This window comes from Comamonas sp. BIGb0124, from assembly GCF_003752175.1.
GTDB lineage: Bacteria > Pseudomonadota > Gammaproteobacteria > Burkholderiales > Burkholderiaceae_C > Comamonas_F.
In genome coordinates, this window is the sequence record NZ_RJVF01000008.1 from 793307 (window position 1) to 807541 (window position 14235).

General features: G+C 68.6%; 10 protein-coding genes. 5 read left to right on the forward strand and 5 right to left on the reverse strand.

Going from position 1 to position 14235, the window contains the following annotated elements; genetic code table 11:
* Nucleotides 1-23 precede the first annotated feature (23 nt).
* From hemF to EC845_RS04845, 3 genes are all read right to left on the reverse strand, one after another.
* Nucleotides 24-962, reverse strand: a complete 939-nt coding sequence (hemF, locus tag EC845_RS04835) for an oxygen-dependent coproporphyrinogen oxidase (protein ID WP_123296365.1) — start codon at nt 960-962, stop codon at nt 24-26.
* 107 nt (nt 963-1069) lie between these two features.
* A complete protein-coding gene (gene purD / locus EC845_RS04840; RefSeq protein ID WP_123296045.1) occupies nt 1070-2350 on the reverse strand; it encodes a phosphoribosylamine--glycine ligase in 1281 nt (426 codons plus the stop codon).
* Nucleotides 2351-2459: 109 nt separating this feature from the next.
* A complete protein-coding gene (locus tag EC845_RS04845; RefSeq protein ID WP_123296046.1) occupies nt 2460-3188 on the reverse strand; it encodes a YebC/PmpR family DNA-binding transcriptional regulator in 729 nt (242 codons plus the stop codon).
* Nucleotides 3189-3286: 98 nt separating this feature from the next.
* Between EC845_RS04845 and EC845_RS04850 the strand changes: the two genes are divergently transcribed.
* The 5 genes from EC845_RS04850 (at nt 3287) to EC845_RS04870 (ending at nt 10985) form a co-directional block, all read left to right on the forward strand.
* Entirely contained in the window at nt 3287-4798 is a 1512-nt protein-coding gene (locus EC845_RS04850) for a helicase HerA-like domain-containing protein (RefSeq protein WP_123296047.1), read from the forward strand.
* An 86-nt stretch (nt 4799-4884) separates the two neighbouring features.
* On the forward strand, nt 4885-5877 hold the full coding sequence (gene miaA / locus EC845_RS04855) for a tRNA (adenosine(37)-N6)-dimethylallyltransferase MiaA (protein WP_123296048.1): 993 nt from the start codon (nt 4885-4887) through the stop codon (nt 5875-5877).
* On the forward strand, nt 5874-6554 hold the full coding sequence (locus EC845_RS04860) for an ABC transporter ATP-binding protein (RefSeq protein ID WP_123296049.1): 681 nt from the start codon (nt 5874-5876) through the stop codon (nt 6552-6554). Before miaA ends, EC845_RS04860 begins: the two co-directional genes overlap by 4 nt.
* 217 nt (nt 6555-6771) lie before the next feature.
* Nucleotides 6772-8355, forward strand: coding sequence for a mechanosensitive ion channel (locus tag EC845_RS04865; protein WP_123296050.1), 1584 nt, complete (start codon nt 6772-6774; stop codon nt 8353-8355).
* Between the two features lie 8 nt (nt 8356-8363).
* Nucleotides 8364-10985 (forward strand): ABC transporter permease, encoded by a 2622-nt coding sequence (locus EC845_RS04870; protein WP_233597929.1) that lies wholly within the window; start codon nt 8364-8366, stop codon nt 10983-10985.
* Between the two features lie 52 nt (nt 10986-11037).
* Here the strand turns inward: EC845_RS04870 and EC845_RS04875 are convergent, their stop codons facing one another.
* Both EC845_RS04875 and EC845_RS04880 read right to left on the reverse strand, forming a co-directional pair.
* Nucleotides 11038-12639 (reverse strand): DUF3482 domain-containing protein, encoded by a 1602-nt coding sequence (locus EC845_RS04875; RefSeq protein ID WP_123296051.1) that lies wholly within the window; start codon nt 12637-12639, stop codon nt 11038-11040.
* A complete protein-coding gene (locus EC845_RS04880) occupies nt 12636-14219 on the reverse strand; it encodes a DUF2868 domain-containing protein (RefSeq protein ID WP_199739724.1) in 1584 nt (527 codons plus the stop codon). Before EC845_RS04880 ends, EC845_RS04875 begins: the two co-directional genes overlap by 4 nt.
* Nucleotides 14220-14235: the final 16 nt, after the last annotated feature.

The window sequence follows — 14235 nt, forward strand, 5'->3', positions numbered from 1 at the left end:
TCTAGGCGGGAGCCGGCGGTGCGTCAGATCCAATCGCGCCGCGGCAGGAAATCGGTCAGCAGCGCCGCCTCGGGGCTGCCCGGCTCGGCCTGCCAGTCGTAGGCCCAGCGTGCCTGGGGCGGCATCGACAGCAGGATGGATTCTGTACGCCCGCCCGACTGCAGGCCAAAATGCGTGCCGCGGTCCCACACCAGGTTGAACTCGACGTAGCGGCCCCGGCGGTAGAGCTGGAAATCGCGTTCGCGCGGTCCGTGAGGCTGGGCGGCACGCCGCTCGACGATGGCCTGGTAGGCCGGCATGAAGGCCTCGCCCACCGATTGCATCATGGCCAGGCTGCGGGCCTGTCCAAGTTCGCTGAAATCGTCGAAGAAGATGCCGCCGACACCCCGCTGCTCCTGGCGATGGCGCAGATAGAAATACGCGTCGCACCAGCGCTTGAAGCGTGGGTACTTGTCTTCGCCGTAGGGCGCCAGCGCCGCCGCACAGGCCTGGTGGAAAGCCACGGCATCTTCCTCGAAGCCGTAGATGGGCGTCAGGTCCATGCCCCCGCCGAACCAGCACACCGCCTCGCCCTGCGCCGGGTGAGCGGCGATCATGCGCACGTTCATGTGCACGATGGGCACGTACGGATTGCGCGGGTGGAAGACCAGCGATACCCCCATGGCTTCGAACGGCGCACCCGCCAGTTGCGGGCGATGCTCGGTGGCCGAGGGCGGCAGTTGCGAACCTCGCACGTGCGAAAACCCGCAGCCGGCGCGCTCGAACAATTGCCCGCCCTCGAGGATGCAGGTCAGGCCCTCGCCCTGCAGGCGTTCGCCAGGGGGCTTGGACCAGGCATCCTGCACCATGCGCACGCCGGAGTCGCCCAGGCGGTCTTCGAGCGCCTGCACCTGCGCGACGATGCGCTGCTGCAGGCCGCGCAGGTAACCGGCCACGCCCGCGACATCGGCAGGCCCGGGCAGGGCCTGGGAACCGGTATCGAGGGCAGCGGGGCCGGAGGCCTTCGGATGGAGATCGGACACGCGTTTCAGGGCTTCGGAGGCCAGGGGATTCGTTTCGGCAAAACGGCTCAATGGTGCGGCTTGATGGCGCGCCAGCCGATGTCGCGGCGGAACTGCATGCCGTCGAAGCCGATGGTCGAGGCCGCTTCGTAGGCACGGTGCTGGGCCTGCTTGATGGACTCGCCCAAGGCCGTCACGCAAAGCACGCGGCCGCCGCTGGTCAGGAGCTGGCCGTCCTTGAGCGTGGTGCCGGCATGGAAGACGACCACATCGTCCTGCGGTGCGACCGGCAGGCCGTGAACGACGTCGCCCTTGCGCGGACTGTCGGGATAGCCCTGGCTGGCCAGGATCACGGTCAGCGCGGCACGCCTGTCCCATTCGAGCTCGACATCGGGGCCGAGTGCGCCCTTGGCCGCGTGCTGCAGCAGGGGCAGCAGATCGGATTTCAGGCGCAGCATGATGACCTGGGTTTCCGGGTCGCCCATGCGGGCGTTGAACTCGACCACGCGCGGCTCGCCGGCGGCGTCGATCATCAGGCCCACGTACAGGAATCCGGCGTAGGGCCGGCCTTCGCTGGCCATGCCGGCCAGCGTGGGGCGCACGACACGGCTGAGCACCTTGGCGCGCACGTCGGGCGAGACGATGGGCGCGGGAGCATAAGAGCCCATGCCGCCCGTATTCGGGCCGTTGTCGCCGTCGAGCAGACGCTTGTGATCCTGCGCGGTGGACAGGGTGACGAAGTCCTTGCCGTCGCTCACGACAAAGAAGCTGGCTTCCTCGCCCTGCATGAATTCTTCGATGACGACACGCGAGCCGGCGGCGCCGAAGCGGTCGCCCTCGAGCATGCTGTCGACGGCGGCGTGGGCTTCCTCGAGCGTCATGGCGACCACCACGCCCTTGCCGGCGGCCAGGCCGTCGGCCTTGATCACGATCGGCGCACCCTGCGCATCGATGTACGCATGGGCTTCCTGGGCATCCGAGAAGGTCGCGTAGGCTGCCGTCGGGATCTTGTGGCGCTGCATGAAGCCCTTGGCGAAGTCCTTGGACCACTCCAGCTCGGCCGCTTCCTTGGTGGGACCGAAGATGGGCAGGCCACGGCTCTTGAAGACGTTGACCACGCCGCCGGCCAGGGCCGCATCCGGTCCGACCACGGTGAGCGTCACGCCTTCGCGCTGTGCGAAGTCGGCCAGTTCGTTGAAATCGGTCAGGGGCAGGTTTTCCAGATTGGCGTCGAGCTCGGTGCCGCCATTGCCCGGGGCGACCCAGACATGCTTGACGCCGGGCGACTGCGCCAGCTTCCAGGCCAACGCGTGTTCGCGTCCACCACTTCCGATCACTAAAACTTTCATGCGATTACTCTTGGTTTGCATCCGGGGACCTCTCCCCCGGCATGCTGGGACAGCCTGCGCACGGCGGACTGTCGGGGCATCGATCCATCAAGGAACGGGGGCCGATTGGTTACTGGGTATCGAGCTCGGCGTTGTGGAAGACGTCCTGCGTATCGTCCAGGTCTTCCAGCGCGTCGAGCAATTTCTGCATTTTCTCGGCATCCTCGCCCGTCAGGGTGATGCTGTTGTCGGCACGCATCGTGACTTCGGCGACTTCGGCCTTGAAACCGGCCGCTTCGAGGGCGTTCTTGAGCGCTTCGAAGTCGACCGCGGCGCTCAGCACTTCGATGGAGCCGTCCTCGCCGGTGATGACGTCTTCCGCACCGGCTTCGAGGGCGGCTTCCATGAGCGCTTCCTCGTCCGAGCCGGGCGCAAAGAAGAATTGTCCCACGTGTTTGAACTGGAAGGACACGGAGCCTTCCGTTCCCAGGTTGCCGCCGTGCTTGGAGAAGGCATGGCGCACCTCGGCCACCGTGCGCACACGGTTGTCGGTCATGGTGTCGACAATGACGGCCGCGCCGCCGATGCCGTAGCCTTCGTAGCGGATTTCCTCGTAGGTCACGCCTTCGAGATTGCCGGTGGCCTTGTCGACGTTGCGCTTGATGTTGTCCGCCGGCATGTTGGCGGCCTTGGCCTTGTCGATGGCCAGGCGCAGGCGCGGATTGGCCGTGATGTCGCCGCCGCCGGTGCGGGCGGCCACCATGATTTCACGGATCAGGCGGGTCCAGATCTTGCCGCGTTTCTCGTCCTGGCGGCCCTTGCGATGCTGAATGTTGGCCCATTTACTGTGTCCAGCCATGGGGAATCCTTCGTTACTGATTTAATCTAGGGGCCGAATTTTACTTGTCCGGGCGCATGACCCGGTCGAGCCGCTCAACTAAACCTTGCGAGCACCCCATGGCCACACCGTTCCTGATCGCTAGAAACGCGAATTTCGAGTGCCTGATGCTGCCTGCCCTGGCCAACCGGCACGGCTTGATCACCGGCGCCACGGGCACCGGCAAGACCGTGACGCTGCAGACGCTGGCCGAGGGCTTTTCCCGGCTGGGCGTGCCGGTGTTCATGGCCGACGTGAAGGGCGACCTCTCGGGCTTGAGCCAGGCCGGGACGATCGGCGCCAAGCTGGCGGCGACGCTGGCCGAGCGCGGCATCGAACCGCCCGAGCCGACGGCCTGCCCGACGACCTTCTGGGACGTCTACGGCACACAGGGGCATCCGGTGCGGGCCACGATCTCCGACCTCGGGCCGCTGCTGCTCGGTCGCATGCTCGGGCTCAACGAGACACAGGCCGGCGTGCTCAACCTGGTCTTCAAGATCGCCGACGACAACGGCCTGCTGCTGCTCGACCTGAAGGATCTGCGGTCCATGCTGCAGCACGTGGGCGACAACGCCAAGCAGTACACGACCACCTACGGCAACATCAGCGCGGCCAGCGTCGGCGCGATTCAGCGCGGCCTGCTTCAGTTGGAAACACAGGGCGGTGCACAGTTCTTCGGCGAACCGATGCTCGACATCGACGATCTGATGCAGACCGACGGCAACGGCCTGGGCATGGTCAACATCCTGGCGGCCAGCCAGTTGATGAATGCCCCACGCCTGTACGCGACGTTTCTGCTGTGGCTGCTCTCCGAGCTGTTCGAGACCCTGCCCGAGATCGGGGACCCGGACAAGCCGCGCCTGGTGTTTTTCTTCGACGAAGCGCATCTGCTGTTCAACGACGCGCCCAAGGCCCTGCTCGAACGCATCGAACTGGTGGTACGGCTGGTGCGCTCCAAGGGCGTGGGGGTGTATTTCGTGACCCAGAACCCCATGGACATCCCCGACAGCGTGCTCGCGCAGTTGGGCAACCGTGTGCAGCATGCGCTGCGCGCCTTCACGCCACGCGACCAGAAAGCCGTGAAAGCCACGGCGCAGACCATGCGGCCGCAGCCCGGCCTGGACATCGAGGCGGCGATCACCGAGCTGGCCGTCGGCGAAGCCCTGGTCAGCCTGCTCGACGAAAAAGGCCGTCCGGGCATCACGCAGCGGGCCTTCGTGGTCCCGCCGGGCAGCCTGATCGGCCCCGTCACGCCGGCCCAGCGCCAGGCGGCGATCGCGCAATCGATCGTGGCGGGCGTCTACGAAAAAGCCGTGGACCGTGAATCCGCCTACGAGATCCTGCTGCAGCGGAACCAGGCCACCACACACGGTACCGGCCAGCAACCGGACGGCGCGGCATCGCCCGATGCGCGCCCGCAGGCCGACAGCGCCCTCAACGACTTCTTGTTCGGCAGCACCGGACCGCGTGGCGGCCGCCGCGACGGCCTGGTCCAGTCGGTGGTGAAATCGACCGCTCGCACCATGGGCACCACGCTGGGCCGGCAGATTCTGCGCGGGGTGCTGGGCAGCCTGCTCGGGGGCAAACGCTGAGCGGTGGGCCGATAGAATCACGCAAGCCTGTCCCGCCCTCCGGCGGCGATCCGGAAAGCCCTGCCCCCTCCCGCCCATTGCCTTCAGTGAGTTCCACACCTCTCCCCCCTCTCGTCTGCCTGGCCGGCCCCACCGCTTCGGGCAAGACCGCAGCGGCCCTGGCCCTGGCCGCCGCCCTGCAGGCACGCGGCCATGCACTGGAGCTGATCAGCGTGGATTCGGCCCTGGTCTACCAGGGCATGGATATCGGCACCGCCAAGCCCAGCGCCGCCGAGCGTGCGGCGGTGATCCACCACCTCATCGACATCCGCGACCCGTTGCAGGCCTACAGCGCCGCCGAGTTCGTGGCCGATACCCAGGCGCTGGCGCAGACCATCCGCGGGCGCGGTGCCGTGCCCTTGCTGGTGGGCGGCACCATGCTGTACTTCAAGGCCCTTTTCGACGGCATCGACGACATGCCGGCAGCCGATGCGGCCGTGCGCGCCCAGCTCGATGCACGCGCCCGGATGCAGGGCTGGCCTGCGCTGCACGCCGAGCTGGCCCGGGTCGACCCGGTCACGGCGGCACGCCTGGCGCCGCAGGACAGCCAGCGCATCCAGCGGGCGCTCGAGGTCTGGACTGTTTCCGGCCGGCCTCTGTCGTCTTTTCACGGCCGCGCGGCCGCCCCTGCCGATGCCCGGCAGGCGCCTGCGCATCGCCTGTTCTCGCTGGAGCCGGATGACAGGGCGTGGCTGCACGCCCGCATTGCCCAGCGTTTCGATGCGATGCTTGCAGACGGCCTGGTCGCCGAGGTCGAGGGGCTGCGCGCCCGTGGCGACCTCGATCCCGACCTGCCCAGCATGCGTTGCGTGGGCTACCGGCAGGCCTGGGAGATGCTGGATGGTGTCTACCCGCCCGCCGAACTGCGCGAGCGCGGTGTCGCGGCCACTCGGCAACTGGCCAAACGCCAGATCACCTGGCTGCGCAGCATGCCGCAGCGCCAGATCGTCGCCTGCGATGCCCCCAATGCCTTGCAGACGGCTTGCACGGCCATCCTGCCGGTGCTGCTGGCCCAGGCCGACGGAAAGCCGGCCGCATGAAAGCAGCCGCAACGCTGCCGCCCGCGCTGTCCGTGCAGGGCCTGGGCAAGGCATACGGCGAGCGCGCGGTGTTCCACGATCTGTCGTTCACACTCGAATCCGGTGAGGTCATGGCGATTCTCGGACCGTCGGGTTCGGGCAAATCCACGCTGCTCAACTGCGTGGCGGGCCTCGACAGTTGGGATGCCGGCCGCGTCCTGCTGGCAGGAAACGATCTGGGCGAGCTCTCGGACGATGGCCGTGCCCTGCTGCGGCGGCGTACGCTGGGTTTCGTGTTCCAGGCCTTCCACATCCTGCCGCACCTGAACGTGGCGCAGAACGTGGCCCTGCCCCTGCTGCTGCTGGGCCATGGCCCCGACCCCGCCCGACCGGGCTGGACGGGCGACAGCCGGGTCCTGGCGATGCTCGGTGCACTGGGCCTGGACGGCTTGGAGGCCCGCATGCCCTCGCAGCTCTCGGGCGGACAGTTGCAACGCGTGGCGATCGCCCGCGCGCTCATCCACCGCCCGCCGCTGCTGCTGGCCGACGAGCCCACCGGCAATCTCGACACCCGCACGGCGACCCGCACCATGGATCTGCTGCTCGAACAAGCCGCCCGGCACGGCAGCGCCGTGCTGCTGGTCACCCATGCCGAAAGCCTGGCCGAGCGTGCCACGCGCGTGCTGCGCATGGATTGATCCGCCTGCAGCACCCAAGTGGACGACCCGGGCTGGCAGACCTTGTCCATCTGTTTGCACAGCGAACCCCAGACTTGATAGGATGCGCGGGTGCTGGCTGCTCCTGAAATAGCGGCAGCACCTGGCGCCCGAAACGATACCTTGCCGCCGAGCGACGGACGCGGTCACGGCCGATCCGTCACGGCACCTCTTTAGCCGCCGTTCCCGAGGAATACCGATGAACGTCCATGTCTTTTACGAAGCCCTGCAAAATGCGCTCGGGCACAACCTGCTGCAGATCCTGGGAGGATTGCTGGTTCTGGTGGTCGGCTGGCTGCTGGCCGTGCTCGCCCGCGCCGGCGTGCACCGGCTGCTGAGCCTGCTGCGGGTCAACTCACGCGTGAGCGAAAGCGCCGCGTCGCCCGTCGATCTGGAATCGCCCATCGCCTCCGGCGTGTTCTGGCTGGTCCTGCTGGTCACCCTGGTGGCGGTGCTCAACGCACTCAACCTGTCGTATGTCTCGGCGCCCTTTGCCGATTTGCTGGCCGGCATCACCGGTTATCTGCCCAATCTGCTGGCCGGCATGGTGCTGATCGTGGTGACCTGGCTGGTCGCAACGTTTCTGCGTGCCCTGGTCAAGCGGCTGCTGGCAGCCACGACGCTCGATGAACGCCTGTCGGCCGAAGCCGGCATGCGCCCCATGAGCCAGACGGCCGGAGACGTGCTGTTCTGGCTGGTCATCCTGTTTTTCCTGCCGGCGATCCTGTCGGCGTTCTCGCTCTACGGCGTGCTCGAACCCGTTCGCGGCATGCTCAGCAAGGTGCTGGACATGGTGCCGAATGTCTTCGCCGCCGCCGTGGTCGGCCTGGTGGGCTGGCTCGTGGCGCGCGTGCTGCGTGGCCTGGTCACCAACCTGCTCAGCGCCGCGGGCGCCGACACCATCAACGAACGCGTGGGCCTGGACCCGGCGATCAAGCTCTCGCGCCTGCTGGGCACCATCGTGTTCATCCTGGTGTTCGTGCCCTCGCTGATCGCCGCGCTCGACGCCCTGCGCATCGAGGCCATCTCGGAGCCCGCAGCCAACATGCTGGCCCAGATTCTGGATGCGGTGCCCGCCATCGTCGCCGCAGCCGTGATCCTGCTGCTGACGTGGTACGTGGCCAAGTTCGCCGGCGAGCTCGTGGCCCGGCTGCTCGAGAGCGCAGGCTTCGACAGCCTGCCGGCCAAGCTCGGTGTGGCGCATGCGCTGTCGGGCAACACCAGTCCTTCGCGACTGGCCAGTTTCCTGGTCAAGTTCTTTGCCATGCTGTTCGCCAGCGTGGAAGCGGCATCGCAACTGGGCTTCTACCAAGTCAGCGACGTGGTGGCGACCTTCATCAGCTTCGGCGGCGACGTGCTGCTGGGCGGCGCGATCCTGGTGGTGGGCTTCTGGCTTTCGGGCGTCACCTACCGCGCCATCGTCAAAGCCAGCCCCGACCGCAGCACGCTGATCGCCAACGTGGCACGTTTTGCCATCATCGGCCTGGTCGTGGCCATGGGCCTGCGTGCCATGGGCATTGCCAACGAGATCGTCCAGTTGGCCTTCGGTCTCACGCTGGGTGCGGTCACGGTGGCCGTCGCGCTGGCCTTCGGTCTGGGCGGCCGTGAAGCCGCGGGCCGCCTGGCCAATCGCTGGGTCTCGCGCCTCGAGCGCAATGCCGACGAGGCACATGCCATGGATGCCGGCAGCCATGCCGCGTCCACCACGACGGCCGTGGTGCCGTCCGTGGAAGCCGGTACCGCCATCCCCCTGCCGCCGAGCGACGACGGCTCGCCCCGCTGAGGCGCCCCGTGCCGCTCGCCCGCCCGGGCCCAGCGCCCGGACAGGCCGGCCGCTGCGCCAGCCCCCTCCCCGCCCTGCTGCGCAGCTATTCATGGCTGGCGGCATGGCAGCATCCGTGGCGCTACGCGGCGGCCCTGATGGCCGTCATGCTCGGCGTCGCCCTGGCCTATGCGGTGCAGTTGATCAATGCTTCGGCCCTGGACGAGTTCGCCAGCGCCGTCCGCTCGGTCAACGGACAGCCCGATCTGTCCGTGCAATCGATGCGCGGCACGTTCGACGACCGGGTCTACACCGATCTGGCGACGGTCGCGGGCGTCGACGAGGCGAGCCCCGTCATCGAAGGCACGGTCGCAGCCCGAGGGCCCGATGGCACGCTCGTGCCGTTGCGCATCGTGGGTGTGGATGCCTTGCGCGTGGCGGCCGTTGCCGGCAACCTCATGCCCCGGCTGGCCGAGGGCCGCGACCGGCTGGATCTGTTCGCCCCCCGCACCCTCTTCCTCAACCCCGCCGCCACGGCCGTCTGGCCCAAGGGTCCCCTGACGGCCCTGGTCGATGCCCAGCGGCCGATCGTGCTCGAAAGGGCCGGCGACGTGGCCGCGCAAGGCCCGCCCCTGGCCGTCATGGACATCGGCGCGGCGCAGGATCTGCTGGGCCAGCCCGGGCGGCTCAGTCGCATCGACCTGAAACTGGTTTCCGGACTGACCCCCGAGCTCTTTTCACAGCGCTGGCCTGCACCGACCGGCACGCTGCTGAGCCAGCCCGGCGACACCAATCTGCGGGTCAGCAACATGTCGCGTGCCTACCGGGTCAACCTCACCGTGCTGGCGCTGGTGGCCCTTTTCACAGGCACTTTTCTGGTCTATTCGGTACTGGCCCTGTCGGTGGCGCGCCGCAGCCAGCAACTGGCCTTGCTGGCCGTGCTGGGCCTGACCCGCGGCGAGCGTCTGAAACTGGTGCTGGCGGAATCGGCGGTGCTGGGCGTGGTCGGCAGCGCGCTCGGGCTGCTGCTGGGCTCGGCACTGGCCGCGTTGGCGCTGACCTGGCTGGGAGGCGATCTGGGTGGAGGTTACTTCCAGGTCGTGGGTGGCGCCTTGCAATGGCCCTGGGACCACACGACAGCCCTGGTCTTCGGCACCCTGGGCACAGGGGCGGCAATGGCGGGGGGCTGGTGGCCGGCGCGGGCGGCCGGTGCGCTGCCCCCTGCGCAGGCGCTCAAGGGCCTGGGCGGCGGGACGACCGGTCAGGCCGACCTCCCCTGGGCAGCGCTCGCAGCCCTTGCGGCAGCCGGTGCGATGAGCGCGCTGCCGCCCATCGCGGGCATGGCGCTGGGTGCTTATGCGGCCATCGCGGCCTTGCTGGTCGGAGGCATCGGCCTATTGCCCTGGTTGATCCGGGTGCTCAACGACCGCCTTGCGCCCGCGCTCGAACGCTGGCTTCTGCCCCTGCTGGCGGTCGAGCGGGCCCGCCATGCGCGTGAAACGGCGGCCGTTGCCGTCAGCGGCGTGGTAGCGGCCCTGGCTCTGTCGGTCGCACTGACGGTCATGGTGGCCAGCTTCCGCGACTCGGTCACGGCATGGCTCGACACCGTGCTGCCGGCCGACCTGTATGTCCGAATCGACCGTCAATTGGCGCCCTCGGGCCATTTCTCGCCCGAGCAGGTTCAAGCCGTCGCGGGCCTCGGCGAGGTGGCCCGCAGCACGGCGAGCCGCATCCAGCCCGTGGTGATGGATCCCACCCGCGCCCCCGTGACGCTGATTGCACGCACCTTCATGCCCGGCGCGGATGCCGCGGCGCGCGCAAGCCAGACGTTGCCGCTGGTCGGCGAGCCGTGGGTACCGAGCGACCCGCAGGCCATTCCCGTCTATGCCAGCGAGACATTCGCCGCCCTGTTCGACGTCGCGCCCGGCGACCCGTTGCCTGCTCTGCTTGGAACGACGGGCTCCACGCCTCCCCTGGTGGTGGCCGGCATCTGGCGCGACTACGCCCGACAGCAAGGCAGCCTGGCGCTGGATCTGGCCGACTACCGGCGCCTGACCGGCGATACCGAGGTCAACGAGCTCGCGCTGTGGCTCGCGCCAGGCCAGACCGCCGGCAACACCGCCGCATTGCAACACATCATCGAACGGCAACTGGATGCCGCCGGACCGCAGGGACGGCCCGAGGGCATCGAGTTCGCCAGCGCGGCAGAGTTGCGCGCGACCTCGCTGCGCATCTTCGACCGCAGTTTTGCCGTCACCTACTGGCTGCAAGGCGTGGCCATCGGCATAGGCCTGTTCGGTGTCGCAGCCAGCCTGAGTGCGCAAGTCCTGGCACGCCGCAAGGAGTTCGGCATGCTGCGCCATCTGGGCCTCACACGCCGGCAGATCCTGGGCGTGGTCGCCGGCGAAGGGGCGGTGTGGACCGCCATCGGCAGCGCGGCCGGCCTGGCCCTGGGCCTGGTGATCAGCCTGATCCTGGTGAAAGTGGTCAACCCGCAAAGCTTCCACTGGACAATGGACATGAGCCTGCCCGCCACGCGCCTGATGGCCCTGTGCGCCGCCGTGGTCGCCGTGGGCACCCTCACGGCCTGGTTGGCCGCCCGCGCCGCGGCGGGCCAGGATGCCGTGCTGTCCGTCAAGGAAGACTGGTAAGCCGGAGCGGCTGAAGAATCAGTCCCGCCCGGCCTGTCCATTCGCAGCCCTCCTAGATCAGGTGCATGGCCAACGCCTGTACCTGCTGCTGGCGCTCGGGCTGCTGCGGCGGTACCACCTGCCGCCAGGCAGCCGACGGTGCGTTTTCATGGCGATTGAGACTCGACCATTCCGGGTGACTGCGGGCCTTGTGCAAGGCCGGCGGCAGGCTGTCGTGGCGCCAGTCCATCATGGCCGAGGTCGCGGCCTGCACAGCAGGCAAGTCGTCGATGCGGATGACATCCTGCGCCGCATGTCCTCGCATCTCGAGCGCGCGCACCAGACTCAACTGGCGCAGGGCGACCAGGCGCAGCACCGTGTCGTCGACACGCAGCACACGCTCGCCCTGCACCCGCCCCCACATGCGCTGCCCGTAATCGCGCAGCGTCTGCAGGGCTCCACCGGCCAGTGCGCCGACCAGGGTGGCCGTGCCGAGCGAAAGCCCTGCCAGCATCACGTCCAGGCCGGCCCCGACGGCCGCACCCGCAGCCATGCCGCCGCCGAGCTTGATGCCGAATTGGCGGAGGGTTTCGGTACTGAAGAGGTCTTCGTCCCAAACCCCCTCGAAGCTCGGAAAACCCCGGCTGGCCGCATCGCCTTGCCGAAAGGCGTACAGGGCCAGCAGCGCCTGGCTGCAGCGTTGTTCGCGCTGGCGAACGGCATCGTGCAGGGCCAGGCCGGAGGCTCTGACCGAGTCCTCGTCGCTGGCCACCGTCAGCCTCACGGCCGCCACGTCCAGCAGCAGTTCGGCCACCAGCCGGGCCGCGGTTGCCCGGCGTTCACGCGCCTGTCGCACCAGCTCGGCCTGCAGCCGCTGAAACACCGGACGCGCCGGCTCCAGCAGCATCGACAGGCTGTCGTACAGGCGCTGCTCGCCGTCCAACGGCGGCGCAACGGTATCGAAGCGGATGGCCGCATGCAGACCCAATCGACCCAGCATGTCGCGCCAGGCCGGCTCCTGCGACGCGGCATCCAGAACGAAGTTCAGCACCGGCAGCAGAGGTTTGCCCGCCATGGCGAGCACCGCCAGTTCGTCTCGGTACTTGGGCAGCACCGGATCGCGGACATCGACCACGTACAGAGCCGCATCGGCCTGCAGCATCTGGCGCAGCACCTTGGCCTCCTGCTCGTAGCGATCGGACGCCTCGGCCGTGCGCAGGAAAACGGCAATCGTGTCCGGGCCGTCGAGGCGCTGCGTGCGGGCGACCGGCGGCTGCAGACGGGTCGATCCCAGGCCGCCGGTCGACCCGTAAGGCGAAAGCCCCGGGTCGTCCTGATGGCCCGGCACGAGCGTCGGTTCGGCCGGCGCCTGCGCCAGCCGTTCGAGATACTCACGCAGACCGATGCCGTCTTCCATGCCCGGCGTGTCATGCAGAACCAGATGGATCTGGCCGCCCACGCTCAGGGCCGCGCCTTCGACATGCCGCGTGGTGCTGGGCCGATGAGAGACCTCGCCGAACGCCACATCGCGCAGCAGCGTGCGCAGCAGCGAGGTCTTGCCGACATTGGTGTGCCCGACCACGGCAAGGTTGACGGGTGTGGCGGGAGCCTGTGGTGCGGCGGGGCCTGCAGCGCCGCGCGGCCGGTCGTATGAAGATGCAGATTCTGGGTTCACGAGGCCGCCTGTCTGGAAAGAGGTTGCGCGGGATCGAGCGGGTCCGGCATACCGACACCGACATGTACGGCCGCAGTAGCGTCATTGGGCCACTGAACCTGTCCGCGTTCAAGCCAGGCCAACGCCACCCCTTCGACGCGCAGCAGCCGGGCTTCGTCGAGCGCCTCGATCCAATCGCCCACGCGCGCGGCGTCCAACTGGCTGCCACCGGGTGCCGGCAACAGCCAGACCCGGGCCTGCGTGGCCAGTTGCGCCAGCGTCACCATCAGGCGCAGGGTCCCGCGGTCGGGTGAGCGCCGGGGATCGCAGGCCATCAGCAGCCGCTCGGCAGGCTCCCGGGTCAGTTGGTCGAGCACACGCTGGCGCTGGCCTCCGGTGTCGAGCCGCCCGCCGTCGTGCACCTGGCCCTCGATCCCCTCCGGCAAATCCGGCGGCCAGTCGTGATCGGTGCCCAGTTCGATGGCGACCAGAATCGCGCCATGGCCTGCGACGATCCGCGTGGCATCGAGCTGCGCATCGGCGCGACGGGGCGGCGCGGCGTCGTGCACCCCGACGGCCTCGGCGGCCGGCACCAGGCGGCTCCGCAACATCTCGAGACCCGGCAAGCCGGTATCCAACGTCAGGCGCTTCGTGCCGCGCCTCCAGCCCGCCGCGCACAGCAACCCGAGCAGCAGGCGCGGCAGCACACCGTAGGTCACCACCAGACCGACCAGCCACCAGGCCCATTGCTGGCGAACCGACGGATCGCCAACGACGCCCTGCCCGCTGGCCTCGATGGCCTGGACCCCCAGCGCCGGAAAGCCCAGGTGAGACGGCAACCAGCCCAGTGCCTGAGTCAGGGCCACAAACGTGTCGCCGCCCAGCAGCGTGCTTTCCCACACGAAGCCATAGCGGCGCGTGGCCATCGTCGCCAGCAGGCAAAGCAGCGCCGACACCAAGGTCACCAGCCAGAAACCATGGGTGAGCAGGCCCATCAGCCAGCGCAACAAGCCGTGGCGCACCAGCACGGGCTGCCAGGCTGCGCCCAGTTGCAGCATGCGCGCTTCGCGGCTGAAGCGCCCGATCAGCCATATCCATAAACGGCCAGCCAGGCCCAGGCCCTGCCCGGCCGCTTGCGCACTCCCTCGTACTGTCGCCAGCATGGCCACCAGCCAGACCAGCAGCATGAGCGCATTCAAGCCCAGCAGCCCGACCACGGCCCGGTAGACATTGACCACCACGCCATCCGGTCCGGCCTGTGTCCCCAATGCAGCCCAGGCCAGCCCGGCGCCGCTGAGCACGGCCACAACGGCCAGCAGCGCAACAGCGAGGCCGGCACTGGTCAGCCAACGCGATTGCGCCTGAACCCATCCGTCGCGCAGACCCAGCGCCCAGGCCCGAATCTGCAGTCGCGTCGAAAAACTGCCGCCTGCCGCTCGCGCCTGCCGATTGGCCTGCTCGTCGTCGAGCCAGCCCGTCTGGGCCTCGGTCAATCGCAACGCCTCGGTCAGCCAGAGGCTGCGCAAACGGTCGGGCTGGACAGGGGAATCGGAAAGGGGCGAAACGGCCGGGGGCTTGGAAGAAGAGGGAGTGGCTTGCAAATCAAAAAGGAATCCG

Coding starts and splice junctions, on each gene's coding strand:
- purD (WP_123296045.1), bottom strand. CDS start 2,350: ATGAAAGTTTTAGTGATCGGAAGTGGTGGACGCGAACACGCGTTGGCC.
- EC845_RS04845 (WP_123296046.1), bottom strand. CDS start 3,188: ATGGCTGGACACAGTAAATGGGCCAACATTCAGCATCGCAAGGGCCGC.
- EC845_RS04850 (WP_123296047.1), top strand. CDS start 3,287: ATGGCCACACCGTTCCTGATCGCTAGAAACGCGAATTTCGAGTGCCTG.
- EC845_RS04860 (WP_123296049.1), top strand. CDS start 5,874: ATGAAAGCAGCCGCAACGCTGCCGCCCGCGCTGTCCGTGCAGGGCCTG.
- EC845_RS04865 (WP_123296050.1), top strand. CDS start 6,772: ATGAACGTCCATGTCTTTTACGAAGCCCTGCAAAATGCGCTCGGGCAC.